The following is a 13521-nucleotide window of genomic DNA, read 5'->3' on the forward strand; positions in this document are numbered from 1 at the left end:
GAACCAGTCATATTGGTCGGTGACGATGACGGTGAGGTTCCACCTGTTCCCATTCCGAACACAGAAGTTAAGCTCACTCGTGCCCAAGATAGTTCGCTGGAAACGGCGCGTGAAAATAGGTAGTCGCCGACTTAAACAAAACCCCTGAGGAAGAAATTCTTCAGGGGTTTGTTGTTTGAAAAAAAAAAAAAAATTGTAGCTTCTGCCTTAAAACCCGTCCCTGAATCGTATATGGGATAAGTATGTATTCCGTCTGCGGTGAAATCGCAAAAGAGGAGGGGCAGGATGAAGCTTTTATTCAAACAACGGATGTTTTCGTGGTTCGACAGCTACGATATCTATGATGAAAACGAGAACACGGTCTATGTGGTAAAGGGGCAGCTCTCGTGGGGGCACTGCCTGAAAATCTTCGACACGGAAGAGAACGAGCTTGGTACTGTCAAGCAGGAAGTGCTGACCTGGCTGCCCAAGTTTGAACTCTATGAAGGGGAAAACTATATCGGCTGCCTCGAAAAGGAACTGGGCTGGTTCAAGCCCAAGTACAACATCGATTTCAACGGCTGGCATGTGGAGGGGGATTTCCCTGGGTGGGATTACACCATTACAAAGCCGGTGGGAGAGACAGTCGCAACGGTTTCCAAAGAGCTGCTGCAGTGGACGGATACCTATGTGCTGGATATCGTTGACCCGGCAGACGCGCTCTATGTGCTGATGTTCGTGCTGGCTATCGATGCCGAAAAGTGTTCTGCAAAATGAAACTGGATCTGCCCGGCTGTGTGGGAATGCCCGCATGGCCGGGCTTTTTACATTGCGCAGGTTGGAAAACAGTGGTATCATTAAAAAGTACGATAAAACCTGAAAATAACGAGGTGCAAATGGAAGTATTTGAAATCGAGACAGAGCGTCTGCAGCTGCGGCAGTTCCGGGTGGAGGACGCGCAGGACGTATTTGCGATTTTCTCGGATGAGCAGACCACGCTGGATTGCGGCGGTTATCGTGCCTTTGATGCAATGGATGAGGAATATGACCGTCTGATGCAGAAATTTGCGGGACAGACCCGTTACAGCGTTGTCCGCAAGGCAGATGGGCGTGTGATCGGCGTGATCTCGCTGATGGATGCCGAGCGTGCCGTGCCCGGCTGGGAGCTGGGCATTGAGATGGCCCCGGATGTCCGGCGGCAGGGCTATGCCCGGGAAGCGCTGGCGGCTGTGATTCAGGCGTTCTTCGAGAAAACGGACACGGTGCTTTTCACGGGTGGGCATTATGCCTATAACACCATCTCCGGGGAGCTGATGAAAAAACTGGGCTTCACCTATGAGGGCATCGAACACAAGGCCATGCGCCATGCAGAGCGCGGCCCCACGGATCTGGTGTGCTATTATCTGGAAAAATAAGTTCTCCCTCAGAATTCCTACAGATTTCCCTGTTACAATGATAGCATCATCGAAAGGGGAATTTGTATGCTGACAAAATTGAAAAACGGGTTGGACGGTACCCAGCTCAAGACCATTGCACTGGCGCTGATGGTGCTGGACCACATTCATTATTTCTTTGAATTCACCGGCTGCATCCCAACAGTGTTCAGTATGTTGGGGCGGCTCAGTGCGCCGCTATTTCTGTTCTGCACGGTGGAGGGCTTTGCCCACACCCATGACCGCAGGCGGTATTTTATCCGCATCTGGGGTATCGGAACGGCCATGGCAGCGCTGGAATTTTTTATGATCTACGCCAAAGCCTTCCGGCGCGGGGATGGCTTCTACCCGCTGAACGCGATTTTCCAGGATCTGATGCTCCTGTGCATCGTCTGGCAGGGCATCGACTGGCTCCGGGAAAAGAAATGGGTCAGGGGTGTGGCGGCCATCGCGGCGGTGGCTGGCTGGCCGTTTGTGATGGTGGCGTTCCTGAGCGCTTTCCCCCAGATCCAGCAGATGCCGTGGGCTTCCACGGTGGTGGCATTTGTCATCACCAGCCCGCTGCCCCTGTGGACCAGCATCACGGACGGCGGCTGGAGCTTTCTGCTGGGCGGTGCGCTGCTGTATGCATTGCGTGGACGGCGCAAAGTGCAGCTGACGGTATGGGCACTGGTGATCTTCCTGTGTGATTTTGCGCTGACCTTCGGGATGGCTTGCCGGCAGGAGGGCTTTGTCTGGACCCAGATGTTCACCAACAACTATGAGTGGTTCGGCGTGTTTGCGGCCCTGCTGATGCTGCTGTACAACGGTCAGCGCGGCAGCGGGCATAAACAGCTGTTCTACTGGTTCTACCCGGCCCATGTGTATCTGCTGTACGGGGCGTCCTGCCTGCTTTATAACGTTTTGAGGTGATCTTGTGACAAATGTTCTGATGGTGGATGACAACCGGGACCTGTGCCAGGTAGTGCAGACGGCGCTGGAACGGGACGGCCACCGGGTGGAAACGCGGCTCTCCGGCGCGGAGCTTACTGAACAACTCTGCCGCTGGGCGGACTGCATTCTGCTGGATGTGATGATGCCCGGGGAGGATGGCTTTGCCGTCTGCCGCCGCATCCGGGGCCTGACCGATGCCCCCATTCTGTTTCTGACAGCCCGGACAGACGAAGCGTCTGTTCTGGAGGGGCTGGGCATCGGAGCAGACGATTACCTTGCAAAGCCTTTCCGGGTGGCAGAGCTGCGCGCCCGGGTGGCGGCGCATCTGCGGCGGCAGAACCGCACCCCGGTGCATCGGTTGGTGCGCGGCGGGGTCAGTTTTGACCTGTCCGCGCGGGAGGCAGCGGTGGGAGAAACTCCTCTGCCGCTGACCCGCTCCGAGTATGCCATCTGTGAGCATCTGGTGCTTCACGCCGGGCAGACCTTTACCAAGGAACAAATTTACGAAGCGGTTTTTGGTATTGACGGCACTGCGGACGACACTGCCATCACCCAGCACATCAAGAACATCCGGGCCAAGCTCCGGGCGGCGGGGGTGGCAGAGCCGGAAACACTGCTGAAAACCATCTGGGGAGTGGGATATCAATGGAAAAACGAGGGCTGATCTCCCTGCGGGGCGTACTGCTGCGATATCTGGTGCAGACCGTCTTTTGCTGTGTGCTGGCGCTGCTGTTGTGGTTTGCGGCGCTGATGTGCGTCATCAACAGCGGCCTGGCGCTCCCGGCCAATCAGGCCGCGCAGGCCTGCCAGAAGGCTGCACAGGACGTTTTGCCGGGCATGACTGCCGCCACCTTTGATGAGACCCAGCTGGACTCCTTGTGCCGTTACGCCCTGTTTGCCGCGCCGGACAGCAGCGAGGTGCTGGCCACCAACATGGATGCCGGGCACTTGCAGCGGGCAATGGAGAACCGGCAGGGGAAAACCCGCTGGCATTTTGGATACACACAGTATTATATGACATCAAAATTGCAGGACGGAACGGTCTGTCTGCTGCAATTTGACTATGCCGTACCCTACGCCGCCCCTGCGCTGCGGGGAAAGCTGCCAGACGTGCAGACGGTGCACTGCATTCTGGGCATTCTGCTCCTGGTGGGAGCGGTGGTGTGGAGCACCCACCGCTCCAGAAAGTTTCTGGCCCGGGAGACGGCCCGCCTGACCGAGGTCTCCCGGCAGGTGGCTGAGAAAAAGGGCGTGGAAGAGATCGATTTTTCCGGGGCGCAGGTGCGGGAATACGCCGAGACACTGGCTGCCCTGCAGACCATGGGGCAGGAGCTGACGGCCAGCCTGCAGGCCCAATGGAAAATGGAGCAGCAGCAGCGGGAGCAGATCATCCAGCTTTCCCATGAGCTCAAAACGCCGCTGGCCGTCATTGAGGGCAACGCCGACCTGCTGGCCGAGGACGAGGCCCTGACCCCGGAGCAGCGGGAACAGGTGGAGGCCATCCTGCGGGGCACCGAGCAGACCCGGACCTATCTGCTCAAGATCCGTGCTCAGGTGCAGACACCGCTGAAGTATAAGCGGCCCTGAGCAGACCCGAATGATGAAAAAGGAAGCCGCCCGGCTGTGTGGGAACGCCCGCATGGCCGGGCGGTTTGCATTGCAGGAGCAGAAAAACCGTGGTATCATAAAAAACGATAGGGTCTGAAAATAGAGGGGAAAATGAACACTTACGACCATTCGTTCGTCTATTCAAAAAAAGAGAGGGGAAAAACAATGAATTTTGAAGAGACAGAAGTCCTTTACAATGTTTACCGTGGAATCCTGCGGAACAATCGGAGCTTTCAACCGGGAAAGAACACGGCGGTGGAATATCGCATGGACTGCCCGGAGTATGCCGACCTCCTGAAAAAGTATCCCTTTGAGAAAATTGCAGGAAAAGGCACGGACCTGCAGCGGGCAATTCGGGTGCTGAAATACCTCTCGCCTAAGCTGACACACAGCCCGTGGTACGACGGCCATGTGGACTGCAACGCCCTGGCGCTTTTGGATTACAGTCTGGATAAACCGGAACAGGGCATCAACTGCCTGAATAAGGCTAAAATTCTGGAGGAGGTCTGCCTGGCACTGGGAATCTACGCACGGCGTGTGCGCTTCCTGCCCTATTCTCCCTTCGATTTTGATTGTCACGTTGTCACGGAGATCTACGACCGGTCGCAGGAAAAGTGGTGTATGCTGGACCCGACGACCAACGGGGATCTGGTAGATGAGCAGGGCACGATCCTGAGCCTGCTGGAAGCCAGAGAGCGGATGGCAGACACCCGATTTGTGACGTATTGCAAGGCGACGAGCAGGGAAAAGGATCTGCAGAAGCTCTACCGGAAAAATATCGCAAGAACCGCTTACTATGCAAAGAATCTGTTCCGCATTCAGGTGGACGCGGTCTCGCAGTTTGGAGAGAGTGGAAACTGGCTGAATTTCCCGCCGGAGCACTTTTCTATCCGGGAATGGAGCGTTGCAAGTGCAGAATACCGGTTGGAGATGGTGCCTGCCTACGCAAAGGGATATGCGGATTTTGATGAAGCCGTCCAGCTGCCGCGGATGCGTGAGGCCGTGGAGCGGACGCGAAACATGGAGGAGCCGGAGGCAATCTCTGCCGCCGCTCTGACCGAAAAGCCGATATCATAAAAAACAGATCGCCGCTGCTTTCCTGACGGAGAGCGGCGGCTTTTTCACACCCGGCGCTTCATGGGCATAGGATGACGCAGACCATGGGGAGGAGGGGCCGGGAATGGATGGACAAAGACGATTTGCGGTGATCGGAACGGACGCGCGGCTGGCGGCGGCAGGCCGGGCGCTGGCCCGTGCCGGGTTTGCGGTGGGCGGGCCGGAGCAGACGGCGCTGGCCGATTACATCTTACTGCCGCTGCCGCTGGACGAGAGCCGCACCCCGCTGGCGGAACTGCTGCGGGCCGCAAAACCGGGGGCACTGGCGCTGGGCGGAAAGCTCTCGGCGCAGGCAAGGCAGATCGCGGCGGAGGCGGGCGTGGAGCTGGTGGACTATTTTACCCGGGAGGAGCTGATCCTCTGCAACGCCATCCCGACAGCAGAGGGCTGCATCGGCATCCTGATGGCGGAGCGGACGCGGACGCTCTGGAACAGCGCCATCCTGCTGGCCGGTTTTGGGCCGGTGGGGCAGGCGCTTGGGGTACGGCTGGCGGCACTGGGCGCACAGGTGACGGTGGCCGCGCGGCGGCCGGCCCAGCGGGCACTGGCGGAGAGCTTCAGCCTGCGGGCGGTGGATCTGGCCCGGCTGGAACAGACTGCTCCGGCCTTTGACACGGTGGTGAACACCATCCCGGCCCCTGTTCTGACGGAAGCCGTGCTGGCAGCCCTGCGGCCCGGGAGCCTGATCGTGGATCTGGCATCCAGGCCGGGCGGCACTGACTTTGCCGCAGCCCGGCGGCTGGGGCACCGGGCCATCCATGCCCTGAGCCTGCCTGCGGCCTGCGCTCCCGAAACGGCGGGCGAGGCTCTGGCCCGGACGGTCTGTGAGATCCTGGCGGAAAGGGAGGAAACACCATGAAAAGGCAATTGCGCGGGACAGTGGCGTTTGCGGTCTGCGGGAGCTTCTGCACGCTGGGCGCGGCGGTGGCTCAGGCTGAACAGCTGGTGCGGCAGGGCTGGGAGCTGCTGCCGGTGATGAGCTATGCGGCCTCCGGCCTGAACACCCGCTTTGGCCGGGCGGATGAGTGGAAGGAGCGGCTGGAGACCCTGACCGGCCACAGGGTGCTGGATACCCTGCAGGATGTGGAGCCGCTGGGGCCGCGGCAGCTGGCCCGGGCACTGGTGGTGGCCCCCTGCACCGGCACCACACTGGCACGGCTGGCGGCGGGCCTTTCCGACACGCCGGTCACGCTGGCGGCAAAAAGCCTGCTGCGGGTCGGGTGCCCGGTGCTGCTGGCTGTCTCCACCAACGATGGGCTGGGGGCTTCCGGGGAGAACATCGCCCGGCTGATGCAGCGCAAGCACTATTACTTTGTGCCCTACGGACAGGACGATGCAGCGCAGAAACCCCAGAGCCTGAAGGCGGATCTCACCCTGCTGCCCGCTGCACTGGAGGCTGCCCTGCACGGTCAGCAGCTGCAGCCGGTGCTCCGGGAGTGGAACTGAGGGTTTCTCTTTTCAGAGGGATAAAAATGTGGTATACTATATCATAATATCTTGAGATAGAGGAACTGGAATGAAAAAACACATCGCCATGCTGTGTGCGGTGCTTTTGACCGCACTGGCGGCGTTTGCGCCGGGCGCGGCAGCTGCCGGGCCTGCACTGACGGCTACGGAAGCGTACTGCATCATCGATGCCGACACCGGTCTGGTGCTGGCCCAGCAGAACATGAACGAGGAACTGCACCCGGCATCCATCACCAAGGTGATGACGCTGGGCCTTGCCTGTGAAAAGGCCCAGGGCAAGTGGGACAATGTCAAGCTGACGGTCAGCCACGAGGATGTCTACTCGCTGGCGGGCACCGATTCCAGCCATATCGCCCTGCAGGAAGGGGAGGAAGTGCCCCTGACCGATGCCCTGTATGCCACCATGATGGCCAGCGCCAACGATGGGGCCAACCTGCTGGCCGAATACTTCGGCGGCGGCTCCATTGAGGGCGGTGTGGCCGCCATGAACGCGCAGGCAAAGGAGCTGGGGCTGGAACACACCCACTTTGCCAACCCCCACGGCATCAGCGATGAGGATCACCACACCAGCTGCTATGACATGGCGCAGATGCTGCGCTGGGCGTTGACCCAGCCCGGGTTCGAGACCCTGTTTACCCGGAACGAGATGTACACCATGGGCCCGACCAATGTCCAGCCCGTGACCCGGTACTTCCACCAGCAGGATAAAATGCGGGTGGGCTCCAGCCGGTACTATATCCCGGCCATCCTGGGTTCCAAGATCGGCTACACCAACATTGCCCGGTACAGCTATGTCTGCCTGGCGGAGCAGAACGGTGTGCGGCTGATCTGCGTGACCATGCAGAGCCAGATCAAGACCGACAAATACGACGATGTCCGCACCCTGCTGGACGATGCCTTTGCCCGCTGCACCGGCTACACCGAGATCCCTGCCCAGGGCGTGACCGGGGAGCTGGAAGTGGCAGGCGGCGGCAGCACGCTGGGCACGGTGACGGTTTCTGACCCGGGCGTGAAGCTGCTGCTGGCCGACGGCCTGACCGCTGCGGATGTGTCGGTCACACTGGAACTGCCCGAACGATACCTCTTGGGGGTTGACCCGGCGGTGTATGCGGTGTATACCATTCATGGGCGGGACGTGCAGGAAACGGCCAGCGTCCGGGTGCCTGCCGCTGTGACCGGGCTGGAAGAGCTGCTGGCCAAGAGCGCCAACGCCACCCTGCCCGCCTCCCGGGATGTGGGGCCGAAGAGGATCGCAGGCGGCCTGCTGGCCATCTCGGTCGGTGCTACCGTGCTGGCCGCCCTTGCGGCGTTCGGCGTGGTGCGGCTGAGGGCGAAGCTCCGCAGGAAACAGAAGGCGAGACATTGACGGCCTCGCCCTCTCAGGCGCTTTGCGCCAGCTCTCCCGAAGGGAGAGCCGATAGCAGCTCATGGCCAGCAGCAGCTGGATCCAGGAGATGCGTTGCCTCTCCCTTTGGGAGAGGTGGCAGCGCGCAGCGCTGACGGAGAGGGTGGGCTTGACAGGCAACGAGCCGTCTGAAAATCGCGCAAAAGCCCGCAAGGACTTTTCCATATACTACAAATAGACAAAATTTTCTGAAAGAAAACAGAGAGGAAAAAGAAATATGGGCAAGTTTACGTTTACTGAGACCGAGATCCCTGGTGTTGTGGTCATTGAGCCGCAGGTGTTCGGTGATGACCGCGGTTATTTCATGGAGACCTACCAGAAGGATCAGTTTGCTGCTGCCGGCATCGACAAGGAGTTCGTGCAGGACAACCAGAGCCGCTCCACCCGCGGCGTGCTGCGCGGCCTGCATTTCCAGAAGAACCACACCCAGGGCAAGCTGGTGCGTGTGACCAAGGGCGAGGTCTATGATGTTGCCGTGGACTGCCGCCCCCACAGCGCCACCTTTGGCAAGTGGGTGGGCGTGACCCTGAGCGAGGAGAACAAGAAGATGTTCTATATCCCCGAGGGCTTTGCCCACGGCTTCCTGGTGCTGAGCGATGTGGCCGAGTTCTGCTACAAGTGCACCGATGTCTATGACCCCACCAGCGAGGGCGGCATCCCCTACGATGACCCCACCGTGAACGTGCAGTGGCCCGACTGCGGCTGTGAGCACAAGACCAGCGCAAAGGACAAGCTGCATGAGCCCTTTGCAGCCCAGAAGTTTGAATTCTTTGAAAAGTGGTGATAGCCCGTGGCGAAACTGAAAGGAATGTTCAACGGCTTCTGGCGCTACCGCTATCTGCTGTGGAATCTGGTCAGCCGTGATTTCAAGCTGAAATACCGCCGCAGCGTGCTGGGTGTGCTGTGGAGCGTGCTGAACCCCCTGCTGATGTGCCTGGTCTACTGGGCTGTGTTCAGCAGCCTGATGGATATGCGGGGCAGCGGCATCGACAACTTCCCGGTGTTCCTGATGTGCGGTCAGCTGCTCTTCAACTTCTTCAACGAGGCCACCTCCTCCAGCATGAGCAGCGTGCTCAGCGCTGCCCCCCTGCTGAAAAAGGTGTATATCCCCAAGTATATCTTCCCGCTGGAAAAGTGCTGCTTTGCCATGGTGAACTGCGTGTTCAGCTTTGTGGCCCTGCTGCTGGTGATGATCTTTACCGGTGCGCCCTTCCACCTGACCCTTCTGGAAGCGCTCTACCCGCTCATCACCCTCTTCTTCTTCAGCCTGGGGGTGGGCCTGTTCCTGGCGGCGGCAACGGTGTTCTTCCGGGACATCATGCACATCTGGAGCGTGTTCATCACGGCGCTGCTCTACTTCTCCGCCATCTTCTATGACCCCACCCAGATGACCTTTTCCATCGGCGGGTTCAACATGCAGCAGATCATCAAGCTGAACCCCATGTACTGGTATATCACCGGCTTCCGCCGCACCCTGATGTGGGGCATCCCGCTGGACCTCAACATGTTTGCGGTCTGCGGCATCTGCGCAGTGGTCTCCATGTGGGTGGGCGTGCACATGTTCCGCAAAACGCAGGATCGTTTTGTGCTGCATATTTAAGGAGGGGAGAAGAATGGAACCGATCATCAAAGTGGACAACGTGTCCATGTGCTTCAACCTTTCCACCGAAAAGCACGAGAGCCTGAAGGAATATCTGCTGGCCATGGTGCAGGGCCGCCTGCAGTACGACGAGTTTTACGCCCTGAAGGACGTGAGCCTGGACATCATGCCCGGCGATTTTTACGGTCTGGTGGGCCTGAACGGCTCGGGCAAATCCACCCTGCTCAAGACCATTGCGGGCGTGTACAAGCCCACCAGGGGCAAGGTCACCGTCAACGGCACCATCGCCCCACTCATCGAGCTGGGTGCGGGCTTTGATATGGACCTGACCGCCCGGGAGAACATCTACCTCAACGGCACGGTGCTGGGGTTCTCGCCCAAGTATCTGGACGAGAAGTTCGACGAGATCGTGGAGTTCAGCGAGCTGCAGAACTTTCTGGATGTACCGCTGAAAAACTACTCCTCCGGCATGGTGGCCCGCATCGGCTTTGCCATTGCCACCATCACCAAGCCCGATATCCTGATCGCGGATGAGGTGCTCTCGGTGGGCGACTTCCTGTTCCAGCAGAAATGCGAAAAGCGGATGAAGGAGCTGATGGCAGGCGGTACCACCGTCATTCTGGTGTCCCACTCCATCGAGCAGATCGAGCGGATGTGCAGCAAGGTGGCATGGCTGAGTCACGGCCACCTGAAAATGAACGGCGATACCGAGACAGTCTGCGCGGCCTACAAGGCCACCCAGCGCGGCGAGGCCTGAGCCATGAATGTGCGATTGAAACGTGCCAGAGAGCTGGCAGGCTATGCGGTCCAGCTGACAAAGGACGAGGGTCTGGGCACCATGCTGGCTCGGGGCGCGGGCTTTGTCAGGCGGCGGTGCTTTGGCAAAAAGGCCCGCTACCTGCCCGCAAAAAAGGTGCTGGAAGCCCAGAGAGCCGAAATGGCAGGAAAAAATTTTGAAAACTGCCAACTTTCGACGATTTCCGTGTTGACACCGTTGTATAATACTCCTGAGGTGTTTCTGCGGCAGTTTCTGGATTCCTTCGTGAACCAGACCGCCCCCAACGGTGAGCTCTGCCTGGCGGATGCCTCGGATGCCGCCCACAGCAGTGTGGGGGATATCGTAAGGGAATATCAGGCGAAATATCAACACATCGTATACAAAAAGATCGAAAACAAGGGCATTGCGGCAAATACCAACGCCGCCGCTGAACTGGCATCGGGGGAATATCTGGCGCTGGCCGACCACGATGACATCCTTGCGCCCCACGCCATGTACACCATGGGTCAGGCGATCCGGCAGCTGCGTGAGGCAGGGGAGCCGGACGGCTTCCTGTACAGCGACGAGGCCCTCTTCACCAAAAAGATCGAAAAGCCGCTGGTGGCCCACTTCAAGCCCGATTACGCCCCGGATTACCTGCTCTGCTGCAACTACATCTGCCATCTGGCCGTGTTCCGGCGGGAGCTGTTCGAGCAGGTGGGCGGGGAACGCCCCGAATGTGATGGCAGTCAGGACCACGACCTTTTCCTCCGGCTCATTGAGCAGGTGGGCGGCGCGGCCCATGTGCCGCAGGTGCTCTACTACTGGCGGGTGCACGAAGGCTCGACCTCCGGCGGCACTGATGCCAAGCCTTACGTTGCCAAAGCGGCAAAGAAGGCGCTGGCCGACCATCTGGAGCGCACCGGCCGCACCGGTACCATAGAGGATGGCCTGTACCCCAGCACCTATCGGGTCAGGTGGGATATTGTGGGGGAGCCGAAGGTGAGCATCCTCATCCCCAACAAGGATCACACCGAGGATCTGGAAAAGTGCCTGCAGAGCATCTGGAAAAAGACCACCTGGGACCGGTTCGAGGTCATCGTCATTGAGAACAACTCCACAGACCCGGCCACCTTTGCCTATTACGAGAAGGCCCGGCAGCGGTACGATGGCCTGAAGGTGGTCACCTACCCGGACAAGGGCTTCAACTTCTCGGCCATCAACAACTTTGGCCGGAAAGCGGCAGAGGGCGACTACCTGCTGCTGCTCAACAACGATGTGGAAGTGGTGAACGGCGACTGGCTCACGGAGCTGCTCCGGCAGTGCGCCCACCCCGGCGGCGCGGCGATCTGCGGTGCCATGCTCTGGTACCCGGATGAGACCATCCAGCACGCAGGGATCGTGACGGGTCTGGGCGGCTACGCGGGCCACAGCCACAAGTATAAGAAGAAGGGCGGCAGCGGCTATCTGTTCCGCACCTCTACCGTGCAGGACTTCTCCGGTGTGACCGGTGCCTGCCTGCTGGTAAAGACCGCCGTCTATGACGAGATGCACGGGCTGGACGAGCAGTTCGCCGTGGCCTTCAACGATGTGGACTTCTGCCTGCGGGTGCGGGATGCAGGCTACCGCATTGCCTGGACCCCCTACGCCGAGCTCATCCACTATGAGAGCAAGAGCCGGGGCGGGGATGAAAAAGACCCCGTCAAGGCGGCCCGCTTTGCGGCGGAACAGCAGCGGCTCTACACCATCCACGGCAAGGAAAACATTCTGGATGACCCCTACTACAACCCCAACCTGACCCGTGACCGGGAGGATTTTTCGGAGAGCGACGATCTGCGCAGGTTGAAAGAGGGCAGGGTAACGGTAAGATTCCGGGGAGGTACCCTCCAATGAACATCAAGGGACACTTTGAGACCATCACCCGGCATAAACTGCTGGTGATGAAATATTGCTTTGAATGCGGCCTTTATCAGCAGGGCCTGACCCATGACCTGAGCAAGTACAGCCCCACCGAGTTCATCCCGGGCTGCATCTACTATCAGGGCGACCACAGCCCCAACGAGGCAGAGCGCGCCGCCCGGGGCTATTCCTCGGCATGGCTCCACCATAAGGGCCGCAACAAGCACCATCTGGAATACTGGATCGACTACACAACCAACAAATCCGGCCTGGGCGGCATGAAAATGCCCCTGCGCTATGTCTGCGAGATGGTCTGCGACCGCGTGGCGGCCAGCCAGATCTATCTGGGCGACAAGTACACCGACGCATCCCCGTGGCAGTATTATGAAAAGAGCAAGGATCACTATCTGCTCCATCCCGAAACAAGGGCACTGCTGGAAAAGCTGCTGCTGATGGTCCGGGATCTGGGGCAGGAGCGCACCTTTGCCTACATAAGATTTCTGCTCGGGTGTGAAGATAACGATTAAATAACATCAAGGAGGCATTGCAATGAAACGTTTCAAAAAAGTTCTGGCACTTGTTCTGGCCGGTGTTCTGGCACTGGCAATGCTGACCGCCTGCGACGGTGGCACCACCGACTCGGATAAGATCATGCCGGACGATGGCACGGTCGAAGTGGTTATGACGATCAATAATACCGCAGCTAATAAGGGCCTGGGTCAGGTCGAATACAGTGCAAAATACAGTGCTGTGACCAAGGCATTGCTGGAAAACTGGCTGGAATGGCGTAATGACGGCAGCAATACAAAGTATCGTGAGAATTATGATAAGATCACGGCAGAGCTGGGCAATGTCAAGATCGTGGTTGGTCTGACCAAGGATACAACTCCGTTTGCAGCGCAGGCCAACTATAATCCGGCTACCAGAACCAGCTTCAAATATGATCCTCTGTTCAAGGACGAGAGCGCATTCAATCTGGCTGAAAAGATCGGCGTTGCATACGTTACCACTTCTAACGGCACTGTCTATCAGGCGGTCTGCCTGTTCGACGTGAACTGAGCATCACACAACGCCAAAACAGCATAACGCATAAAAAGCCCCCGGAAGCGGCGCGAACCGCTTTCCGGGGGCTTTTGTGTCAGAGAAACTGCTTACTGCTCGTTCTCGTAGATCTTGATATAGTGGGGGGCGTTTCTGTCCTGCACAAAGAGAAGCGTGCAGGTAAGTGCGGCGGCTAAGAACGTGAAGATGGCAAGCAGAGCTTTGAGAACTTTCATGGTATCCGATCCTCCTTGGCGGGCATGGCCCGGTCGTTCAAATGCGG

16 protein-coding genes and 1 rRNA gene are annotated in these 13521 nt (G+C 58.9%); 16 read left to right on the forward strand and 1 reads right to left on the reverse strand.

Going from position 1 to position 13521, the window contains the following annotated elements; all coding sequences use genetic code 11:
- The first annotated feature begins 15 nt into the window (after positions 1 to 15).
- The 16 genes from rrf (at position 16) to D3F01_RS10445 (ending at position 13256) form a co-directional block, all read left to right on the forward strand.
- A 5S ribosomal RNA gene (gene rrf / locus D3F01_RS10370) occupies positions 16 to 132 on the forward strand.
- A 153-nt stretch (positions 133 to 285) separates the two neighbouring features.
- Positions 286 to 756, forward strand: coding sequence for an LURP-one-related family protein (locus tag D3F01_RS10375; protein WP_238078558.1), 471 nt, complete (start codon positions 286 to 288; stop codon positions 754 to 756).
- A 119-nt stretch (positions 757 to 875) separates the two neighbouring features.
- Positions 876 to 1394, forward strand: a complete 519-nt coding sequence (locus D3F01_RS10380; protein WP_242888508.1) for a GNAT family N-acetyltransferase — start codon at positions 876 to 878, stop codon at positions 1392 to 1394.
- 66 nt (positions 1395 to 1460) lie between these two features.
- Positions 1461 to 2324, forward strand: coding sequence for a TraX family protein (locus D3F01_RS10385; protein ID WP_242888512.1), 864 nt, complete (start codon positions 1461 to 1463; stop codon positions 2322 to 2324).
- A gap of 4 nt (positions 2325 to 2328) precedes the next feature.
- Positions 2329 to 3009: a response regulator transcription factor gene (locus D3F01_RS10390; RefSeq protein ID WP_242888518.1), complete on the forward strand. Its 681-nt coding sequence runs from the start codon at positions 2329 to 2331 to the stop codon at positions 3007 to 3009.
- A complete protein-coding gene (locus D3F01_RS10395) occupies positions 2991 to 3932 on the forward strand; it encodes a histidine kinase dimerization/phospho-acceptor domain-containing protein (protein WP_223384337.1) in 942 nt (313 codons plus the stop codon). The genes D3F01_RS10390 and D3F01_RS10395 overlap by 19 nt, the downstream gene beginning before the upstream one ends.
- 186 nt (positions 3933 to 4118) lie before the next feature.
- A complete protein-coding gene (locus D3F01_RS10400; protein ID WP_242888521.1) occupies positions 4119 to 5030 on the forward strand; it encodes a hypothetical protein in 912 nt (303 codons plus the stop codon).
- Between the two features lie 103 nt (positions 5031 to 5133).
- The gene (locus tag D3F01_RS10405; RefSeq protein ID WP_242888524.1) at positions 5134 to 5928 is read left to right on the forward strand and encodes an NAD(P)-dependent oxidoreductase; all 795 of its coding nucleotides are present in this window, start codon (positions 5134 to 5136) and stop codon (positions 5926 to 5928) included.
- Positions 5925 to 6515, forward strand: coding sequence for a dipicolinate synthase subunit B (locus tag D3F01_RS10410; protein WP_154276863.1), 591 nt, complete (start codon positions 5925 to 5927; stop codon positions 6513 to 6515). Before D3F01_RS10405 ends, D3F01_RS10410 begins: the two co-directional genes overlap by 4 nt.
- A 70-nt stretch (positions 6516 to 6585) precedes the next feature.
- A complete protein-coding gene (locus tag D3F01_RS10415) occupies positions 6586 to 7902 on the forward strand; it encodes a serine hydrolase (RefSeq protein ID WP_242888527.1) in 1317 nt (438 codons plus the stop codon).
- Between the two features lie 256 nt (positions 7903 to 8158).
- Positions 8159 to 8725 carry a dTDP-4-dehydrorhamnose 3,5-epimerase gene (gene rfbC / locus D3F01_RS10420; protein WP_005935131.1) on the forward strand — a complete coding sequence of 189 codons (567 nt, stop codon included), beginning with the start codon at positions 8159 to 8161 and terminating at the stop codon, positions 8723 to 8725.
- A gap of 6 nt (positions 8726 to 8731) precedes the next feature.
- The gene (locus tag D3F01_RS10425; protein WP_223384331.1) at positions 8732 to 9541 is read left to right on the forward strand and encodes an ABC transporter permease; all 810 of its coding nucleotides are present in this window, start codon (positions 8732 to 8734) and stop codon (positions 9539 to 9541) included.
- A gap of 13 nt (positions 9542 to 9554) precedes the next feature.
- Positions 9555 to 10298, forward strand: coding sequence for an ABC transporter ATP-binding protein (locus D3F01_RS10430; protein WP_097771572.1), 744 nt, complete (start codon positions 9555 to 9557; stop codon positions 10296 to 10298).
- Positions 10299 to 10301: 3 nt separating this feature from the next.
- On the forward strand, positions 10302 to 12191 hold the full coding sequence (locus tag D3F01_RS10435; RefSeq protein ID WP_223455220.1) for a glycosyltransferase family 2 protein: 1890 nt from the start codon (positions 10302 to 10304) through the stop codon (positions 12189 to 12191).
- Positions 12188 to 12724, forward strand: a complete 537-nt coding sequence (locus D3F01_RS10440) for a DUF5662 family protein (RefSeq protein ID WP_097773294.1) — start codon at positions 12188 to 12190, stop codon at positions 12722 to 12724. The genes D3F01_RS10435 and D3F01_RS10440 overlap by 4 nt, the downstream gene beginning before the upstream one ends.
- 22 nt (positions 12725 to 12746) lie before the next feature.
- On the forward strand, positions 12747 to 13256 hold the full coding sequence (locus D3F01_RS10445) for a hypothetical protein (RefSeq protein ID WP_242888529.1): 510 nt from the start codon (positions 12747 to 12749) through the stop codon (positions 13254 to 13256).
- A 92-nt stretch (positions 13257 to 13348) separates the two neighbouring features.
- On the opposite strand, the gene D3F01_RS15960 is transcribed toward D3F01_RS10445, so the two are convergent.
- Positions 13349 to 13474: a hypothetical protein gene (locus D3F01_RS15960; RefSeq protein ID WP_005935143.1), complete on the reverse strand. Its 126-nt coding sequence runs from the start codon at positions 13472 to 13474 to the stop codon at positions 13349 to 13351.
- Positions 13475 to 13521 lie beyond the last annotated feature (47 nt).

This window comes from Faecalibacterium sp. BCRC 81149 (genome assembly GCF_022750605.1).
In the GTDB taxonomy this organism is placed as follows: Bacteria; Bacillota; Clostridia; order Oscillospirales; family Ruminococcaceae; genus Faecalibacterium; species Faecalibacterium duncaniae.

What these genes read in the sequence shown, in the direction of transcription:
- D3F01_RS10375 (WP_238078558.1), top strand. Translation starts at nt 286, where the DNA reads ATGAAGCTTTTATTCAAACAACGGATGTTTTCGTGGTTCGACAGCTAC.
- D3F01_RS10380 (WP_242888508.1), top strand. Translation starts at nt 876, where the DNA reads ATGGAAGTATTTGAAATCGAGACAGAGCGTCTGCAGCTGCGGCAGTTC.
- D3F01_RS10385 (WP_242888512.1), top strand. Translation starts at nt 1,461, where the DNA reads ATGCTGACAAAATTGAAAAACGGGTTGGACGGTACCCAGCTCAAGACC.
- D3F01_RS10395 (WP_223384337.1), top strand. Translation starts at nt 2,991, where the DNA reads ATGGAAAAACGAGGGCTGATCTCCCTGCGGGGCGTACTGCTGCGATAT.
- D3F01_RS10400 (WP_242888521.1), top strand. Translation starts at nt 4,119, where the DNA reads ATGAATTTTGAAGAGACAGAAGTCCTTTACAATGTTTACCGTGGAATC.
- D3F01_RS10405 (WP_242888524.1), top strand. Translation starts at nt 5,134, where the DNA reads ATGGATGGACAAAGACGATTTGCGGTGATCGGAACGGACGCGCGGCTG.
- D3F01_RS10410 (WP_154276863.1), top strand. Translation starts at nt 5,925, where the DNA reads ATGAAAAGGCAATTGCGCGGGACAGTGGCGTTTGCGGTCTGCGGGAGC.
- D3F01_RS10415 (WP_242888527.1), top strand. Translation starts at nt 6,586, where the DNA reads ATGAAAAAACACATCGCCATGCTGTGTGCGGTGCTTTTGACCGCACTG.
- rfbC (WP_005935131.1), top strand. Translation starts at nt 8,159, where the DNA reads ATGGGCAAGTTTACGTTTACTGAGACCGAGATCCCTGGTGTTGTGGTC.
- D3F01_RS10430 (WP_097771572.1), top strand. Translation starts at nt 9,555, where the DNA reads ATGGAACCGATCATCAAAGTGGACAACGTGTCCATGTGCTTCAACCTT.
- D3F01_RS10435 (WP_223455220.1), top strand. Translation starts at nt 10,302, where the DNA reads ATGAATGTGCGATTGAAACGTGCCAGAGAGCTGGCAGGCTATGCGGTC.
- D3F01_RS10440 (WP_097773294.1), top strand. Translation starts at nt 12,188, where the DNA reads ATGAACATCAAGGGACACTTTGAGACCATCACCCGGCATAAACTGCTG.
- D3F01_RS10445 (WP_242888529.1), top strand. Translation starts at nt 12,747, where the DNA reads ATGAAACGTTTCAAAAAAGTTCTGGCACTTGTTCTGGCCGGTGTTCTG.
- D3F01_RS15960 (WP_005935143.1), bottom strand. Translation starts at nt 13,474, where the DNA reads ATGAAAGTTCTCAAAGCTCTGCTTGCCATCTTCACGTTCTTAGCCGCC.